The sequence below is a fragment of the Thermoactinospora rubra genome (genome assembly GCF_002093975.1).
GTDB classification, from domain to species: domain Bacteria; phylum Actinomycetota; class Actinomycetes; order Streptosporangiales; family Streptosporangiaceae; genus Nonomuraea; species Nonomuraea rubra_A.
The window spans coordinates 2,501-19,417 of record NZ_KZ084328.1; the positions used below are offsets into that span (position 1 = coordinate 2,501).

The window sequence follows — 16,917 nt, forward strand, 5'->3', positions numbered from 1 at the left end:
GTGGCTGCGACTCCCCTCGGCCGTGGCGATCGGCGTGGCCGCGGGCCTCCTCGCCGACCTCGGGCGCCGCCTGCATTCGCTTCCCGCCGGCGTGGCCGCCGGTGCGCTGTTCGCCGTGCTCCCCTCGGTGTCCTACTACGGCGCCTTCGCCCGGTCCTACGCCTTCGCCGCGGCCGCGGTCGTCCTGAGCTTCCACACCCTCCACGTCATGCAGTCGCGGTCGGCGCATGTGCGCTACGCCGCCGCCGTGGCCGCCGCCGGGGCCGGCCACCTGTTCGCGGTCCTCACCCTCCCCGCGCACCTCCTCCTGAAGCCACGAGGCCTCGCCAAGAGGATCGCCGCCCTCGCCGTCGGCTCCGTGCCCGCGATCGCCCTGGGTCTGCTCGGGTACGGCGAGCGGCACGCGATCTCGTGGATTCCCCAGCGCGGCCCGGAGGTGTGGCTGAAGCTCCCGAAGATGGCCGCGGGCGACCCGATCGCCGGACCCCTGCTGTTCGCCCTCGCCGTCGCGGGCGCGATCGTCCTCTTCCGTAAGGATCGGGCCTGGGCGGGCGCGGTGTCGTGCTGGCTCGTCCTCCCGCCCGTCCTCCTCCTGGCGGTCTCCCACCTCCTCACCCCGGTCTACGTCGACCGGTACCTGTTCGTCACCGCTCCGGCGCTCGCCCTGCTGGCCGGCATCGCGGCCGCCGCCGTCTCGCGGTACGCGGTCCCGGTCGTCCTCGCCCTGACCGTGGCCCTGTCCTGGCCTCAGCACGCCGAGCTGCGCGACGTCAACGGCCGCTTCGAGAACATCCCCTGGGCCGTCGCCAAGATCCGTTCCCGTCCCGCCGACGCCCTCGTCTACGGCCAGAGCAGCCTGCGGACCGGGTTCCGCTACTACGCCCGCCCCGCGGACCTCCCCGAGGACGCGCTCCTGGCCCGCCCAGCCCCCGACCCCACCGGTTTCGGCTATCCGGAAAAGCCAGACCTAGCCGCGCTCGATGGGCGCGACCAGGTCTGGGTGGTGTGGCGCGGCGGCCGGAGCGCCGGTCCGAGGCTGCCGCGCGTCGCTCAGCTTGCCCGGGCGGGCTACCGGATGACCGCCTCCTGGCAGTCCGGCGACACGCCCGGACTCACCGTGGCCCTGTTCAGCCGGTGATTCCGGTGACCTCGACGCCGCCGATCGACTTCTTGCCGCGGCGCAGCACCAGGAACCGCCCGGCCAGCAGGTCCTCGGCCGTCGGCACGTACGCCTCGTCCGTGATGCGCACGTTGTTGAGGTACGCGCCGCCCTCCTTGACCGCGCGCCGGGCCTCCGACTTGGAGCCCACCAGCCCCGTCTCGGCCATGAGGTCCACGAACGGTGCGCCCAGCGACGCCACGCGCGCCGAGGGCACCTCGGCCAGCGCCGCCGCCAGCGTCGAGGCGCTCAGCTCCTCGAGCGCCCCCTGCCCGAACAGCGCCCTGGAGGCGGCGATCACCCGGTCGAGCTCCTCGCGGCCGTGCAGCAGCTCGGTGACGTCCTCGGCCAGCGCGCGCTGCGCCTCGCGAGCGAAGGGCCGCTCGGCCACGGCCTTCTCCAGCTCCTCGATCTCCTCGCGGGATTTGAAGGTGAACACCTTGAGGTAGTCGATCACCTTGCTGTCCTCGGCGTTGAGGAAGTACTGGTAGAACGCGTACGGCGAGGTCATCTCCGGGTCCAGCCACAGCGTGCCGGTGCCGGTCTTGCCGAACTTCTCCCCGTCGGCCTTGGTGATCAGCGGCAGCGTCATCGCGTGGACGTGCGCGCCCTCCACGCGGCGGATGAGGTCGACGCCCGCGGTGATGTTGCCCCACTGGTCGCTGCCGCCGATCTGCAGCGTGCAGCCGTGCCGGCGGTACAGCTCCAGGTAGTCGTTGGCCTGCAGGATCTGGTAGCTGAACTCGGTGTAGCTGAGCCCCTCGCCGGCCAGGCGGGCGCTGACCGACTCGCGGGCCAGCATGCGGTTGACCGGGAAGTGCTTGCCGATGTCGCGCAGGAAGTCGATCGCCGACAGCTGCGCGGTCCAGTCGAGGTTGCTCACCATGACGGCCGGGTTACCGGGCGCGTCGAAGTCGAGGAAGCGGCTGACCTGGCCGCGCAGCCGCTCGACCCACCCGGCGACGACCTCGGTGTCGTTCAGCGTGCGCTCGGTGCTGCGCCCGCTGGGGTCGCCGATGAGCCCGGTGGCGCCGCCGACCAGCCCGATCGGCCGGTGCCCGGCCAGCTGGAAGCGGCGCAGGGTCAGCAGCGGCACGAAGTGGCCGACGTGCAGGGACGGCGCTGTCGGGTCGAAACCGGAATAGACCGTGATCGGGCCCTCGGACAGCGCCTTGCGGAGGGCGTCGATGTCGGTGGACTGCGCGATCAGGCCTCGCCACGCGAGGTCGTCGAGGATGTCGGTCACGGTTCCGGCTTTCTCAAGAGTTCTCGGGTTCGTTTCCAGGGTGCCCGACCACCTTACAGATCCGCGAACCTTAAGCGGAATCGGTGATCCACGCGGTGCCGCCCGAGGTCACCCCGTCGACGCGCAGGCCCATCGCGTGCAGTCGCTCAGCCGCCGACTCGCCGGGCAGCGTGCCGTACTCCGACACCAGCAGCCTGCCGCCCGCCTCCACCATGGACGTCAGCGCATGCCGTACCAGATCCGCGCGATGGTCGCGCGGCGCGCAGTCCAGCAGCACGTGGACGAAGGTGAACCGGCGGGGCGGGACGAAGGTCAGCGCGTTGCCCACCCAGAACCGGTCCGCCCAGTGCGGCAGCCGCCGCCGGGCCAGCTCGATCAGCCCGGGCGCGATGTCGACGCCGTACGGCTCGACGGCGTGCCCGCGCTCGGCGGCCCAGTCCCGTATGCACTCGGCCAGGTAGCCGTTGGCGCAGCCGACGTCGAGGAAGGCGCCGTCCCGGTCGATCGCCTCGGCCAGGTGCGCCCGGCCGGCTCGCCAGTCCTCCTGCGTGCCGCCCTTGCCCGACTGCCCCCACGGCGTGGTCTCCCGCAGGTAGGCGGCCTCCAGGTGCCTGGCGTTGTCGGCGTGGTAACTCTCCTCGCTCTGCGTGCGGTACGCCTCGGCCGCGTCCAGCACGGCTCGCGCCTGCTCGCCGGACAGGGCCGCCGCCAGCTCCTCGGCCTCCATCTCGGCCAGCTCGACCTTCGCGTGGGGCCGGGAGCCGCGGTACGGCGCGCCCTCGGCGAAGGCGTACAGGTGCAGGCCGCCCTCCGACTCCGACACGGCCACGGAATGGACCCGCTGGATGCGGAACCCGTGGGTCCTGAGCGGGATGAGCAGCGCGGAGTCGAGCAGCCAGTGCTCGCCGGGCGCGACGTCGCCGGTCGGCAGGGAGGCGCCGGTGGCGGGGGCCACGACCCGCCCGGTGGGCAGGAACGGCACGAGGGTCAGGCGGCTGACCAGGTCGGCGGGCGGGTCGGCGTGGACGGGTCGGTAGGTCATTCCCCGAACGCTGCCATAGGCTCGGTAGCCGTGTGGAGGGTTCGTCGTGAGGTGCTCGCCGTCAAGGTCCTGGCCGCGGTGGTCAGCGCGGCCTTGGGCGTCTTCTGGTATGCGAGCGGCGACGTCCGCGGCGTGATCCTGGCCGTGCCCGCGACGCTGCTGCTGGGCGCGATGGCGCTGCGCGACGTTCTGGTCCCGGTACGGCTGACCGCCGACGAGTCGGGCATCACGGTGGTCCACGGCTACGCGGGCAGGCGGCACGTGCCGTGGGAGCAGATCGACGACATCAAGGTCGACGTGCGCAGGCGGTTCGGCTTGCGCAGCGAGATGCTGGAGATCGACACGGGCGACAACCTGCACATCTTCAGCGCCGGCGAGCTGGGCGCCTCGCCCACGGGGGTGGCCGCCGAGCTGCGGCGCAGGGCCAGGAACGGATCCGGCTAGCCTCGCGAGATCGCCTGTGCCACGATCCCGGTGTGTCGGACTCGGGATCGGCTTCCTCGCACCGCGGCACGATCTTCCTGCTCAATGTCAACGAGTCGGGCCTGCTGCCGGCGGGCAAGGACGACGTCGCCACCTGCCGTGCCCAGCTCGACACCGGCCCGGCGGGCGACGCGCTGGAGGTCGGCAAGGACGTCAAGGCCGGCTCGGCCTTCTGCTTCCAGACCAGCGAGAAGGCCCTCGCGCTGGTCACCGTCGTGCAGGCAGGCCCCGAGGCCGACCTGCGGCTGTCACTGGAGCTTTGGCCCCCGGGGACGTGACCTCCGGTACGGCGAGACGGTCGGGTCGCCCTCGATCCAGAAGCGCCACGGCACGTCCATCGCCGTGGAGATCCCGGTGCGGGGCCCGCAGGAGACCTCCTTCGGGTCCGGCGGGCAGCCGGCCAGCACGTTGCCGATCATGTCGATGCCGTTCTCGGCCCGGGCGAAGCCAAAGGCCATGGCCAGCCGTGCCGGGCCGCGAGCCAGGTCGCGGTCACCCGCGCCGGGCCGCCGCGCCCGCGCCACCTCCACGCCGCCGATCACCTCGCCCGCCCGCAGCAGGACGGCCGAGCCGTGCCCCTCGGGCAGACAGACGAGGTTGGCGCAGAAGTGCATGCCGTAGGTGAAGTACACGTACAGGTGGCCGGGCGGGCCGAACATGACGGCGTTGCGCTTGGTCATGCCCCGGTAGGTGTGGGCCGCCGGGTCCTCGCCCGGCAGGCCGTACGCCTCGACCTCCGTCAGCCGCATCGCCACGCCGCCGTGCACGAGCACCCGGCCGAGCAGGTCGGGCGCCACCTCGCTGGCGTGCCGGGCGAAGAAGCCGCGGGGCAGCGGCTCGGTGGTCAGGAACCCGCCGCCCATGCCGCCTGCGCGTCGACCGTCTCCCGCAGCGCGGCCAGCTGGTCGCGCACCCGGTCGGGGGCGGTGCCGCCGTGGGCCTTGCGCGCCGCGAGCGCGCCCGGCACGCTGAGCACGTCGCGCACGTCGGGCGTGAGGTGCGGGGAGACCTTCTGCATCTCCTCATCCGACAGGTCGCCGAGGTCGCAGTCGTTGACCTGGCAGTAGACCACCAGGTGGCCGACGGCCTCGTGCGCCTCGCGGAACGGCACGCCCTTGCGCACCAGCAGCTCGGCCAGGTCGGTGGCCAGCGCGTAGCCGTCGGAGGCGGTGGCCGCGAGCCGGTCGACGTTGACCCGCATGGTGGAGACCAGCCCGGCCATGGCGGGCAGGACCAGCAGCAGCGTGTCGACGGTGTCGAACACGGGCTCCTTGTCCTCCTGCAGGTCGCGGTTGTAGGTGAGCGGCAGGCCCTTCAGCGTGGTCAGCAGCGAGGTCAGGTTGCCGATGAGCCGCCCGGACTTGCCGCGCGCCAGCTCCGCCACGTCGGGGTTCTTCTTCTGCGGCATGATCGACGAGCCGGTGGAGTAGGCGTCGTCCATCTCGATCCAGCGGAACTCCTGGGAGGCCCACAGAACGATCTCCTCGCCCAGCCGCGACAGGTGCACGCCGATCAGCGCCGCGTCGAAGAGGAACTCGGCGGCGAAGTCGCGGTCGGCCACCGCGTCCATCGAGTTGGGCGCGGCCGAGTCGAACCCGAGCTCCTGGGCGACCTGGACCGGGTCGAGCGGCAGCGAGGAGCCCGCCAGCGCGCCGGAGCCGAGCGGCGAGACCGCCGCCCGCCGGTCCCAGTCGCGCAGCCGGTCGACGTCGCGCGCGAACGCGTGGACGTGCGCCAGCAGCTGGTGGCCGAAGGAGACCGGCTGGGCGTGCTGCAGGTGCGTCATGCCCGGCGCGGCCACCTCGGCGTGGCGCTCGGCCTGCGCCATCAGCGCCGTCTCCAGCTCCACCAGGCGCGAGACGATCGCGCGGACGTGGTCGCGCAGGTAGAGCCGAAGGTCGGTGGCGATCTGGTCGTTGCGGCTGCGGCCGGCCCGCAGCTTGCCGCCCAGCGAGCCCAGGCGCTCCAGCAGGCCGCGCTCCAGCGCGGTGTGGACGTCCTCGTCGGCGACCGTCGGCCGGAACTCGCCCGCCTTGCAGGCCCGCTCCAGGTCGTCCAGCGCGCCGATCATCCGGCCGAGCTCGTCGTCGGTCAGCAGCCCGGCCCGGTGCAGCACCCGCGCGTGCGCGCGGGAGGCCGCCAGGTCGTACGGCACCAGCCGCCAGTCGAAGTGCACGCTGACCGACAGTCTCGCCAGCGCGTCCGACGGGCCGCTCTCGAACCGCCCGCCCCACAGCCGCATCGGCCCCTTGTCACTCATGGTCGTCGATCCTAGTGCCGCTTGGCGTCCCGGGCCGCCGCGATCTTCGAGGGCAGGGCGAACAGCTGCACGAAGCCCTTGGCCAGGGACTGGTCGAAGGTGTCGCCGGTGTCGTAGGTGGCCAGGGAGAAGTCGTACAGCGACTCCTCCGAGCGCCGCCCGGTGACCACGGCCCGGCCGCCGTGCAGGGTCATGCGGATGTCGCCGGAGACGTGCCGCTGCGCCTCGGCGATGAAGGCGTCCAGGGCGCGCTTGAGCGGCGAGAACCACAGCCCGTCGTAGACCAGCTCGCTCCAGCGCTGGTCCACGCCCCGCTTGAAGCGGGCCAGGTCGCGCTCGACGGTGACGTTCTCCAGCTCCATGTGGGCGGTGATCAGCGCGATCGCGGCGGGCGCCTCGTAGACCTCGCGCGACTTGATGCCGACCAGGCGGTCCTCGACCATGTCGATCCGGCCCACCCCCTGGGCGCCCGCGCGCCTGTTCAGCTCTCCGATGATCTGGTACGGCGTGAGCGGCCGCCCGTCCAGGGCCACCGGGACGCCCGCCTCGAAGGTGACGACGACCTCGTCGGGCTCGCGCGGCCGGGCCGGGTCGGCGGTGTAGGAGTAGACCTCCTCGGTCGGGCCGTTCCAGATGTCCTCCAGGAAGCCGGTCTCCACGGCGCGGCCCCACAGGTTCTGGTCGATGGAGAACGGGTTCTTCTTGCTGGTCTCGATCGGCAGGCCCCTGGCCTCGGCATACTCGATGGCCTTGTCCCGGGTCCAGGCGAAGTCGCGCGCCGGGGCGACCACCTTCAGGTCGGGGGCGAGCGCGGCCAGGCCGGCCTCGAAGCGGACCTGGTCGTTGCCCTTGCCGGTGCAGCCGTGCGCGACGACCGTGCCGCCGACTTGCTTGGCCGCGCTGACCAGGTGCTTGACGATCAGCGGGCGGGACAGCGAGGAGACCAGCGGGTAGCGGTCCATGTAGAGGGCGTTGGCCTGGAGCGCGGGCACGCAGAAGTCGGCGGCGAACTCCTCCTTGGCGTCCACCACGATCGACTCGACCGCGCCGCAGTCGATGGCGCGCTTTTGCACGACCTCCATGTCCTCGCCGCCCTGGCCCAGGTCCACGGCCACGGCGACGACCTCGGCGTTCATCTTCTCGGCCAGATACGGGATGGCCACGGAAGTGTCCAGGCCCCCGGAGTAGGCCAGCACGACCCGCTCGGTCATGGTCACACGCTCCTTTCGGCGATCTTGAGCAGGGCCTCGGCCAGGGCGGGGCCGCCCTGCGGGTCGCGGGCGACGACCAGGATCGTGTCGTCGCCGGCGACCGTGCCGAGGATGGACTCCCAGTCGGCGTGGTCGATGGCCGAGGAGAGGAACTGCGCGGCGCCCGGCGGGGTCCTGACGATGACCAGGTTCCCCGAGGCCTCCGCGGAGACCAGGAGCTCCTCGGCCACACGTCGCAGCCGCGCGGCGGGCGTCTCCCCGGCGCCCACGCGGGCCAGCGGGATCCGCCCGCCGCCCTCGCCGGGCAGGGCGTAGACCAGCGAGCCGTCCTCGGCGCGCAGTTTGAGCGCGCCCAGCTCGTCCAGGTCGCGCGAGAGCGTGGCCTGGGTGACCTCCACACCCTCCTCGGCCAGCAGCTTGGCCAGCTCGGGCTGCGAGCGGACGACCTGCCGCTGCAGCAACTCGGTGATCTTGGCCTGACGGGCGGCCTTCGTCATCGGGATCATGATGCCTCCTTCGTCGGCCTCATGATCCCGGAGGGGCTGTGTTGATTGGTGCCTTCGCTTCGCTCGGTCACTGAATGTGTCACCAACCAGTGGAGAAGCGCCTTCTGGGCGTGCAGCCGGTTCTCGGCCTGATCCCATACCACGCTCTGCGGCCCTTCCAGCACCTCGGCGGTGATCTCGTAGCCGCGGTAGGCCGGCAGGCAGTGCAGCACGATCGCCTCGGGGTCGGCGTGCGCCAGCAGCTCGGCGTTGACCTGGTACGGCATGAGCGCGGCGACCCGTGCCTCCTTGCCGGTCTGGCCCATGGACACCCACGTGTCGGTGGCGATGACGTGGGCGCCCCTGGCCGCCTCGGCCGGATCGGTGTAGACGGCGGCTCCCCCGATCCTGGGGTGGTAGCCCTCCGGCGCGCAGATGCGCACCTCCATCCCGGCCAGCGCGCCGCCGAGCGCGTAGGAGTGGGCCATGTTGTTGGCGCCGTCGCCGAAGTAGGCCAGCGTCAGCCCCTCGGTCCGGCCGAAGCGCTCGCGGATCGTCTGCAGGTCGGCCAGGATCTGGCAGGGGTGGAACTCGTCGGTCAGCGCGTTGACCACCGGGACGGTCGTGCCCGCGGCCATCGCCTCGATCCGCTCCTGGCCGGCCGTGCGCCACACGATCGCGGCCACCTGCCGCTCCAGCACCCGGGCGGTGTCCTCGATGGGCTCGCCGCGGCCCATCTGGGAGGCGCCGCCGTCGATGATCAGCGGGATGCCGCCCAACTCGGCGACGCCGACGGCGAAGGACACCCGGGTCCTGGTCGAGGGCTTGTCGAACAGCACGGCGACGGTCTTGGGGCCCTCCAGGGGGCGGTAGCCGTACCGGTCCTTCTTCATCGCCGCGGCCAGGTCGAGGATCTCGGCCTGCTCGGCGGCGCTCAGGTCGTCGTCGCGCAGGAAGTGCCTAGGCATGGTCGAGCACCCCCGGCAGCGCGTCGACGAACGACTGGACCTGCTCGGCCGTGATCACCAGCGGGGGCGCGAGCCGTACCGCGTCGGGCTGCAGGGCGTTGACCAGGAAGCCGGCATCCTGGGCGGCCTTCTGGACCCCGGCGGAGACCGGCTCGTGGAGCACGAGCGCCAGCCACAGGCCCCGGCCGCGCACGCCCTTGAGCAGCGGGTGCCGGATCGCCTCCAGGCCGCCGCGCAGCCGGGCCGCGACCTCGCGCACGTGCTCCAGGTCGACGTTGCCGAGCACGGCCAGCGCCGCGGCGCAGGAAACCGGGTTGCCGCCGAAGGTGGAGCCGTGGTCGCCCTTCTCGAACAGCGTGCCGTGCTCGCCGAAGCCGACGCAGGCGCCGATCGGCAGGCCGCCGCCCAGGCCCTTGGCGAGCGTGAGCACGTCGGGCGTGACGCCCTCGGCCTGGTGGGCGAACCAGTGCCCAGTCCTGCCGATCGCGGACTGGATCTCGTCGGCCACCAGCAGCGCGCCGGCGGCCGAGGTGATCTCGCGGGCGGCCTGGAAGTAGCCCTCCGGTGGGGGCACCACGCCCGCCTCGCCCTGGGTGGGCTCCAGGAAGACCGCGATGCAGTCGTCGGTGACCGCGTTCTTCAGGGCGTCGGCGTCGCCGTACGGGACGAAGCGGACATCCACCGGGAAGGGGCCGAACTGCTCGCGGATGGACGGCTTGCCGGTGAGCGACAGGGCGCCGATCGTGCGGCCGTGGAAGCCGTTCTCGGCGGCCACGAAGTAGGACCGGCCGGTGGCCTTGGCGTACTTCACGCACAGCTTGTAGGCCGCCTCGTTGGCCTCGGTGCCGGAGTTGCAGAGGAACACCCTGGCGGGCGCGCCCAGCAGGTCCAGCAGCTTCTCCGCCAGCAGCACCTCCGGCTCGTGCAGGAACAGGTTGGAGGTGTGCGCGAGGGTGGCGACCTGCCGGGAGACGGCCTCCACCAGCGCGGGGTGGGCGTGGCCGAGGGAGCTGACCGCGATGCCGCCGATGAGGTCCAGGTACGGCTTGCCGTCGACGTCCCACACCGTGCAGCCCTCGCCGCGCGCCAAGGCCACCGGGGGGACGCCGTAGTTCGGCATGAAGGCCTTCTCGAACCGCTCATACAGGTTCATCAGGGCATCACCATCGTTCCGATTCCTTGGTCGGTGAAGATCTCCAGCAGCAGCGCGTGGGGGACGCGCCCGTCGAGCACGTGCGCCTGGGGGACGCCGCCGCGCACCGCCGTCAGGCAGGCCTCCATCTTCGGCACCATCCCGCTGGACAGGGTGGGCAGCAGCTCCTCCAGCTCCTTGGCCTTCAGGTGGCTGATGACGGTGGTGTCGTCGGGCCAGTTGGCGTACAGGCCCGCCACGTCGGTGAGCACGATGAGCTTGTGGGCCTGGAGGGCGACGGCCAGCGCGGCGGCCGCGGTGTCGGCGTTTACGTTGTAGATTTCCCCGTCGTCTCCGGCGGCGACGCTGGAGACCACGGGGATGCGGCCGTCGTCGAGCAGGGCCCGCACGGCGCCCGGGTTGACCGCCACGACCTCGCCGACCTGGCCGATGTCGACCTTCTCGCCGTCGACCACGGCGTGCTTGCGCTCGGCGACGAACAGCCGCGCGTCCTCGCCCGACATGCCGACCGCGAAGGGGCCGTGCCGGTTGATCAGGCCGACGACCTCGCGGTTGACCTGGCCGACCAGCACCATCCGCACCACCTGCATGGCCTCGGGCGTGGTCACCCGCAGCCCGGCGGTGAAGCGCGACTCGATGCCCTGCAGGGCCAGTTGCCTGCTGATCTGCGGGCCGCCGCCGTGCACCACGACCGGCTTCAGGCCCGCGTAGCGCAGGAACACCACGTCCTCGGCGAAGCGCTCGCGCAGGGACTCCTCGGTCATGGCGTTGCCGCCGTACTTGACGACGACCGTGGCGCCGTGGAAGCGGGCCAGCCACGGCAGCGCCTCGATGAGGATCTCCGCCTTCTCCTGCATGACGTGCCTCATGAGCTGTAGGCCGAGTTCTCGTGCACGTAGGCGGCGGTCAGGTCGGTGGTGTGGATCGTCGCCGAGTTGGTCCCGGCCGACAGGTCGACCGTGATGGTCACGTCGCGGCCCCGCATGTCGACCTTGTCGCGGTCGTCGCCCACGGCGCCGCCCCGGCACACCCAGATGCCGTTGATGGCCACGTTGATCCGGTCGGGCTCGAAGACGGCGTCGGTGGTGCCCACGGCGGCCAGCACCCGGCCCCAGTTGGGGTCCTCCCCGTGGATGGCGCACTTGAGCAGGTTGGACCTGGCGACGGCCCGGCCGACCTTGAGCGCGTCGCTCTCGGAGGCCGCGCCGACCACCTCGACGGCGATGGCCTTGGTGGCGCCCTCGGCGTCGATGAGCAGCTGCCTGGCCAGGTCGGCGCAGACCTCGGTGACCTTCCGCTCGAACTCCCGCAGGTCCGGCCTGACCCCGGAGGCTGCGCTGGCCAGCAGCAGGACCGTGTCGTTGGTGGACATGCACCCGTCGGTGTCGAGCCGGTCGAAGGTCTTGGCGGTCGCCTTGCGCAGCACCGCGTCGAGCTCCTCGGCGGTCAGGTCGGCGTCGGTGGTGACCACGCACAGCATCGTGGCCAGCGCGGGAGCCAGCATCCCGGCGCCCTTGGCCATGCCGCCGACCATGTAGCCGCCCTCGCCGCGCTTGAAGGAGATCTTCGAGACGGTGTCGGTGGTGCGGATGGCGTCGGCCGCGGCCAGGCCACCGTCGCGCGAGAGCTGGGCGGCCGCCGTCTCGACGCCGCCGAGCAGGGCCTCCATGGGCAGCCGCTCGCCGATCAGCCCCGTGGAGCACACCGCGACCTCGCCCGCGGAGTCCCGCAGCACCTCGGCGACCTTCTCGGCGGTGGCGTGGGTGTCCTGGAAGCCCTCCGGGCCGGTGCAGGCGTTGGCGCCGCCGGAGTTGAGCACGACCGCCCGGACCCGCCCGCCCTTGAGCACCTGCTGGGACCACAGCACGGGCGCGGCCTTGACGCGGTTGGCGGTGAAGACGCCCGCGGCGGCGCGGCTGGGGCCCTCGTTGACCACGAGAGCCAGGTCGCGGGCGCCGCCGGCCTTGATGCCGGCGGCGACGCCGGCCGCGCGGAAACCGAGAGGTGCGGTCACGCTCATGGGGCCACTCCAGTCAGGGGAAGTCCGGTGGTCTCGGGCAGGCCGAGGGCGAGGTTCACGCTCTGGATCGCGCCCCCGGCGGTGCCCTTGGTCAGGTTGTCGACGGCGACGACGGCGACCACCCGTCCGGCGCGCTCGTCCAGCGTCACCTGCAGGGCGGCGGTGTTGGCGCCGTAGGTCATCGCGGTGGCGGGCCAGATGCCCTCGGGGAGCAGCCGCACGAACGGCTCGTCCTTCAGCGCCACCTCATACGCCTCGCGCAGCGCCTGCCGCGTCAGCCCTTCGGCGGCGGGCGCCGTGCAGGTGGCGAGGATGCCGCGGCTCATCGGGGCGAGGGTGGGGGTGAAGGACACCCGCACCGGCCGTCCGGCCACGGCCGACAGGCCCTGCTCCATCTCGGGCGTGTGCCGGTGGACGCCGCCCACGCCGTAGGCGCCGACCGAGCCCATGACCTCGCTGCCGAGCAGATGGACCTTGGGCGACCTGCCCGCGCCGCTGGTGCCGCTGGCGGCCACCACGACCACGTCGGGACCGGCCAGGCCCGCGGCGAAGGCGGGGAACAGCGCCAGCAGCACGGCGGTCGGGTAGCAGCCGGGGACGGCGATCCGCCTGGCCCCGGCCAGGACCTCGCGCTGGCCCGGCAGCTCGGGCAGGCCGTACGGCCAGGTGCCCGCGTGCTCGCCGCCGTAGAACTCCCGCCAGGCGGCCGGGTCGGCGAGCCGGTGGTCGGCGCCGCAGTCGACGACGAGGGTGTCGGGCCCCAGGTGGGCGGCCACGGCCGCGGAGTGGCCGTGGGGCAGGGCCAGGAAGACCACCTCGTGCCCGGCGAGCGCCTCGGGGGTGGTCTCCTGGATGACGCGGTCGGCCAGCTGGGGCAGGTGCGGCTGGTGCGCGCCCAGCGGGTCGCCCGCGCTGGAGGCCGCGGTGAGCGCGCCGATCTCGATCTGGGGGTGGCCGAGGAGCAGGCGCAGCAGCTCGCCCCCGGCGTACCCGCTGGCCCCGGCTATCGCCGCCCGCATCATGCCTCCTGCATGCTTATGCATCATGTCTCATGTTCTTACCTTGAGATAGATGATGCACGGTGACGGATGTACATGCAAACGCATGCTCGCATGGCGAGACGGCGCGCCGGTGGAGCCTCGGTGGAGCCTCGATGGGACGTCGATAGAACAAGGCTCTGTTCCGGTCTAGCGAGGCGTACCTACCGGTCGGTACTGTGAAAATTCCCCGACACGTCATCGCTGGAGTCGCGAAGCATGAGCCCTACGCACGCCCAAGTCGAAGCCCAGCTCACCGCACCCGGTCAGCTCTTCGAGATGGAGGAGATCGACGGCACCGGGATCCGCGCCTGGAAACACGCCCCGGCCCACTTCCGTGCGTTGCTCGAGACGAGCCGCTTCCACGGCGACAAGCTCTTCCTGGCCTACGAGGACGAGCACATCACCTTCGAGGAGCACTTCCGCCTCGCCGCGACGCTGTCGCGCCGGCTGGTGGAGGAGTACGGCGTGGCCAAGGGCGACCGCGTGGCCATCGCCATGCGCAACTACCCCGAGTGGGTGATCTCCTTCTCCGCCGCACTGGCGGCCGGGGCGATAGCCGTACCGCTGAACGCCTGGTGGACCGAGCAGGAGCTGGCCTACGGCATCGGCGACTCGGGCGCCAAGGTCGTCATCGCCGACGACGAGCGGGCCGGGCGGCTCGCCGGCACCGGGGTGCCCGTGATCGTGGCGCGCACCGCCCAGTGGACCGAACTGCTCGGCGACGTCAAGCCCGACGTGACGCTGCCGGAGGTCGAGCTGTCCCCCGACGACCCGGCGACGATCTTCTACACCTCCGGCACGACCGGCCACCCCAAGGGCGCGCTGGGCAGCCACCGCAACCTCGGCCAGTCGCCCATGACCGTGGCCTACGGGCTGATGCGCACCGCCGCTCTGATGGGCAAGGACGTCGGCGCCTCGCTCGGCCAGCGCCGCGTCACGCTGCTGACCGTGCCGCTGTTCCACGTGACCGGCTGCTTCTCGGCGCTGACCCCGTCGATGTTCGGCGGCTCGGGGCTGGTGCTGATGTACAAGTGGGACCCCGAGCGGGCGCTGCAGCTCATCGAGCGGGAGAAGGTCACCACCATGATCGGGGTGCCCACCAACGCCTGGCAGCTGATGTCCCACCCCGACCTGGACAAGTACGACCTGTCCTCGCTGACCACCCTCGGGTACGGCGGCGCCCCCGCCCCGCCCAAGCTGCTGGAGCGCATCGGCGAGAACCTGCCGCAGCGCGCGGCCACCAACGGGTACGGCATGACCGAGACCACGGCGCTGGCCATCGGCAACGGCGGGCCCGACTACCACGCCAGGCCCGACAGCATCGGCCGCCCGGTCCCCGTGGTCGACGTGCGCGTGGTCGACCCCATGGGCAACGTGCTGCCGCCCGGCGAGGTGGGCGAGCTGTGCGTGCGCGGGCCGAACGTCATCATGGGCTACTGGAACAAGCCCGAGGCCACCGCGCAGACCTTCGTCGACGGCTGGCTGCACACCGGCGACCTGGCCAAGATCGACGAGGAGGGCTTCGTCTACATCGTCGACCGGGCCAAGGACATGGTCATCCGCGGCGGCGAGAACGTCTACTGCGCGGAGGTGGAGGCGGCGCTGTTCGAGCACCCGGCCGTGGACGACGTCGCGGTCATCGGCGTGCCGCACGACGAGCTGGGCGAGGAGGTCGGCGCGGTGATCCGGCCGGTCGCCGGCGCGAGCGTCACGCCGCGGGAGCTGACCGAGTTCCTCACCGGGCGGATCGCCAAGTTCAAGATCCCCCAGCACTACTGGTTCCGCGACGCCGAGCTGCCGCGCAACCCCGGCGGGAAGATCCTCAAGACGCACCTGCGTCGCGAGGTGCTCGGCGATCACCGCGGTTAGCGCCGCGGCCGCCGGCGACCGCGGCGCGCAACCGGGCCTGTGGGAGCGCGGCAGCGACTCGCCGCCGCGCTCCCGGTCGAATCCGGCGGCACCCATGACGGGCTCGCAGACGAGGATGCCGTGCTGGAGGGCATCGGCTCGCATCGGCCCTTCGGCCAGTGGGGTCGCTTCCTCCCCGAACACACCACCGCCGTCAGCCCGCTCGATCGACTCCTCCACCACGGCATCGTGGTCGTCACCGAGGGGAGTCCTTTCGCATGCGACAGGCCCGCGCCCCAGGCCCGGCGCGCCTCGCCACAAAGTAGCCGACTTCGGCGAGATGGGGACCTCGGCTCGGTCCCAACGGCGACACGCACGTGGCCATTGACACTCGTGGCGACCCGCCACCCAGAGGTTTCGTCGAGATGCGCGGCGGAGGCACGAGGCCGACCGGGTGACACTCTGTGCGTCGAGGCCGTCCAGTCCGCGCCGTGGACCGCCATCAGACGCGCGCCACCGTGCCCGACCGCCCGTGCCCGACCGCCCGTGCCCGACCGCCCGTGCCCGACCGCCATGCTCGCGCACCGGCGCCGACCGGTCACGTCCATCCGCTCGTGGCGGCGTTCCGATGCTCACCCTCGCAGCCGACTCCCCACCACAAATGCCATTTGAAGCGATATGTCCGATTTATCATAGATAATTCGGAATGTCCAGATTTATTGTAGATATTTCGTAGCCTATATGATTTCACAGTCTTATCGATCATGATATGCATTAATGCAGCCGTTAATATATGGCAAAACGGGAGATCATCTGTTTGTCTGGCATGCGGCCCGGAAATGAACACAGTGCACGAATAGTCGCTCCGATTATTCGGGCAAACCGCAAGACATCCCGAAAAAGTCATTCTCGGGTAGTCGTCTCTTCGAGAGGAAGCCCAATGACCAGCTTCAAGCGTGCTCTCGCAGGGCTCGCGATCGGTACCACGCTCACCGGCGGGGTCGTCGGCCTTGGCGCCGCGACCACCACTACCGCCGCGGCGGCCACCGTCGTCAGCTCCAACACGACCACCGTCGGATCCTTCGATGCCGGCTGGGGCGGCTGCGGCTTCTGGCGATTCCGCCGCTGCGGCGGCTGGGGTTGGCGCGGCTTCGGCTGGCGCGGCTGGGGCTGGCGCCGGCACAAGGACAAGATCGTCATCGTCAACAACAACAACAACACCAACAACAACGACGACGGCCACCGTCATCACGACGACTGACAACAGAAATCAATCCCTGAGGGATTGAGCGCGAACGCCTAATCATGGCGTCGCCATTTGCGCGGACCGACAAAGTCGGTTCGCGCAAATTTCGGTCCAGGACGGGGTACGCACGCGCCTTTCACCCCGCCCCCCGCACCGAACGGGTCAATCGCGGCCGCTCAACCAGGAAATGGTCGTTCGGCAACCCTGCGGTGGCGTCCCCGTCGTCGGCTGACCCGATGCCCTTTCGGGCGATGCGCACCCGGCTCGTGTCCCGACGGAGCCCGACGACCATGGGCTTCAAGTGCCGGCCGTCGTGACCGTTGCCGGCTGGGACGCCGACCACGAGGGGCGGCCCGGACCGGTCGAGGCACCAGATGCGTCTTCGCGCTTGGCCGCCCTGCGGACGCACCCGCGCCGGCACCAGCGGCTGGGAGATCTCCCGCAACCCCGTCCGAGACGGTCTACTCCCCCTCGTTCCTTCCCGTGCCCCACCGACGTCCGGTTCACCACACAGGACACGGTCGTCGAAGCACCACCAACGGTCAGACCCTTCGCCGAGGAGGCCGGACAGGGAGCCGGTGTGTGCCGGCTCCCTCGATCATGACCGCCATCCCCAGACATCCCCAGACCGAAGCCGCAGGCAGCCGTCCCTCGATCGACCCCGCAGCCCTCTCAGCCGAGCCGGCATTACCTCCCGCGTAATCGCGCAGGTGAGGTGCCCGGTGGCACGGTGGACGCATCTGATCCACGACGACG

16 protein-coding genes (1 of these 16 running past the window's edge) are annotated in these 16,917 nt (G+C 71.5%); 5 read left to right on the forward strand and 11 right to left on the reverse strand.

The features are described 5' to 3' along the window. Positions 1-1,138: the 3' portion of a hypothetical protein gene (locus tag BSB02_RS07295; RefSeq protein ID WP_240506251.1), read on the forward strand. It extends 272 nt beyond the left edge of the window; 1,138 of the gene's 1,410 nt are visible here — the last part of the coding sequence; its start codon lies off the left edge, out of view; its stop codon occupies positions 1,136-1,138. Here BSB02_RS07295 and tyrS read toward each other — a convergent pair. Both tyrS and BSB02_RS07305 read right to left on the reverse strand, forming a co-directional pair. Further along, on the reverse strand, positions 1,128-2,405 hold the full coding sequence (gene tyrS, locus BSB02_RS07300; protein ID WP_084957932.1) for a tyrosine--tRNA ligase: 1,278 nt from the start codon (positions 2,403-2,405) through the stop codon (positions 1,128-1,130). The two genes, BSB02_RS07295 and tyrS, sit on opposite strands and share 11 nt — an antisense overlap. A gap of 70 nt (positions 2,406-2,475) precedes the next feature. Further along, positions 2,476-3,447, reverse strand: coding sequence for a class I SAM-dependent methyltransferase (locus BSB02_RS07305; RefSeq protein ID WP_206184557.1), 972 nt, complete (start codon positions 3,445-3,447; stop codon positions 2,476-2,478). 30 nt (positions 3,448-3,477) lie between these two features. Here BSB02_RS07305 and BSB02_RS41300 point away from each other — a divergent pair, with 30 nt between their 5' ends. Together BSB02_RS41300 and BSB02_RS07315 are read left to right on the forward strand one after the other, a co-directional pair. Further along, positions 3,478-3,891 carry a PH domain-containing protein gene (locus BSB02_RS41300; RefSeq protein ID WP_206184558.1) on the forward strand — a complete coding sequence of 138 codons (414 nt, stop codon included), beginning with the start codon at positions 3,478-3,480 and terminating at the stop codon, positions 3,889-3,891. 32 nt (positions 3,892-3,923) lie between these two features. After that, positions 3,924-4,208 (forward strand): hypothetical protein, encoded by a 285-nt coding sequence (locus tag BSB02_RS07315; protein WP_084957934.1) that lies wholly within the window; start codon positions 3,924-3,926, stop codon positions 4,206-4,208. Here the strand turns inward: BSB02_RS07315 and BSB02_RS07320 are convergent. From BSB02_RS07320 to argC, 9 genes are read right to left on the reverse strand one after another with little or no spacing between them, the layout of a single operon-like run. Continuing rightward, positions 4,179-4,793, reverse strand: a complete 615-nt coding sequence (locus tag BSB02_RS07320) for a DNA-3-methyladenine glycosylase (protein WP_084957935.1) — start codon at positions 4,791-4,793, stop codon at positions 4,179-4,181. The two genes, BSB02_RS07315 and BSB02_RS07320, sit on opposite strands and share 30 nt — an antisense overlap. Beyond that, positions 4,775-6,190, reverse strand: a complete 1,416-nt coding sequence (gene argH, locus BSB02_RS07325; RefSeq protein ID WP_084957936.1) for an argininosuccinate lyase — start codon at positions 6,188-6,190, stop codon at positions 4,775-4,777. Before argH ends, BSB02_RS07320 begins: the two co-directional genes overlap by 19 nt. Positions 6,191-6,201: 11 nt before the next feature. Beyond that, positions 6,202-7,401: an argininosuccinate synthase gene (locus BSB02_RS07330; RefSeq protein ID WP_084957937.1), complete on the reverse strand. Its 1,200-nt coding sequence runs from the start codon at positions 7,399-7,401 to the stop codon at positions 6,202-6,204. A 2-nt stretch (positions 7,402-7,403) separates the two neighbouring features. Next, complete coding sequence (locus tag BSB02_RS07335) at positions 7,404-7,907, reverse strand: arginine repressor (RefSeq protein WP_084957938.1); 504 nt, start codon at positions 7,905-7,907, stop codon at positions 7,404-7,406. Beyond that, positions 7,904-8,854, reverse strand: coding sequence for an ornithine carbamoyltransferase (gene argF / locus BSB02_RS07340; protein ID WP_084957939.1), 951 nt, complete (start codon positions 8,852-8,854; stop codon positions 7,904-7,906). The genes BSB02_RS07335 and argF overlap by 4 nt, the downstream gene beginning before the upstream one ends. Beyond that, positions 8,847-10,007 carry an acetylornithine transaminase gene (locus BSB02_RS07345; RefSeq protein ID WP_084957940.1) on the reverse strand — a complete coding sequence of 387 codons (1,161 nt, stop codon included), beginning with the start codon at positions 10,005-10,007 and terminating at the stop codon, positions 8,847-8,849. The genes argF and BSB02_RS07345 overlap by 8 nt, the downstream gene beginning before the upstream one ends. Then, positions 10,007-10,876, reverse strand: a complete 870-nt coding sequence (gene argB, locus BSB02_RS07350; protein ID WP_084957941.1) for an acetylglutamate kinase — start codon at positions 10,874-10,876, stop codon at positions 10,007-10,009. The genes BSB02_RS07345 and argB overlap by 1 nt, the downstream gene beginning before the upstream one ends. Continuing rightward, the gene (gene argJ, locus BSB02_RS07355; RefSeq protein WP_084957942.1) at positions 10,873-12,027 is read right to left on the reverse strand and encodes a bifunctional glutamate N-acetyltransferase/amino-acid acetyltransferase ArgJ; all 1,155 of its coding nucleotides are present in this window, start codon (positions 12,025-12,027) and stop codon (positions 10,873-10,875) included. Before argJ ends, argB begins: the two co-directional genes overlap by 4 nt. Then, positions 12,024-13,046 carry an N-acetyl-gamma-glutamyl-phosphate reductase gene (gene argC, locus BSB02_RS07360; protein WP_084958127.1) on the reverse strand — a complete coding sequence of 341 codons (1,023 nt, stop codon included), beginning with the start codon at positions 13,044-13,046 and terminating at the stop codon, positions 12,024-12,026. Before argC ends, argJ begins: the two co-directional genes overlap by 4 nt. Before the next feature lie 237 nt (positions 13,047-13,283). Here argC and BSB02_RS07365 point away from each other — a divergent pair, with 237 nt between their 5' ends. Both BSB02_RS07365 and BSB02_RS40495 read left to right on the forward strand, forming a co-directional pair. After that, positions 13,284-14,936: a class I adenylate-forming enzyme family protein gene (locus BSB02_RS07365; protein ID WP_084957943.1), complete on the forward strand. Its 1,653-nt coding sequence runs from the start codon at positions 13,284-13,286 to the stop codon at positions 14,934-14,936. Between the two features lie 919 nt (positions 14,937-15,855). Next, positions 15,856-16,176 (forward strand): hypothetical protein, encoded by a 321-nt coding sequence (locus tag BSB02_RS40495; protein WP_084957945.1) that lies wholly within the window; start codon positions 15,856-15,858, stop codon positions 16,174-16,176. Positions 16,177-16,917 lie beyond the last annotated feature (741 nt).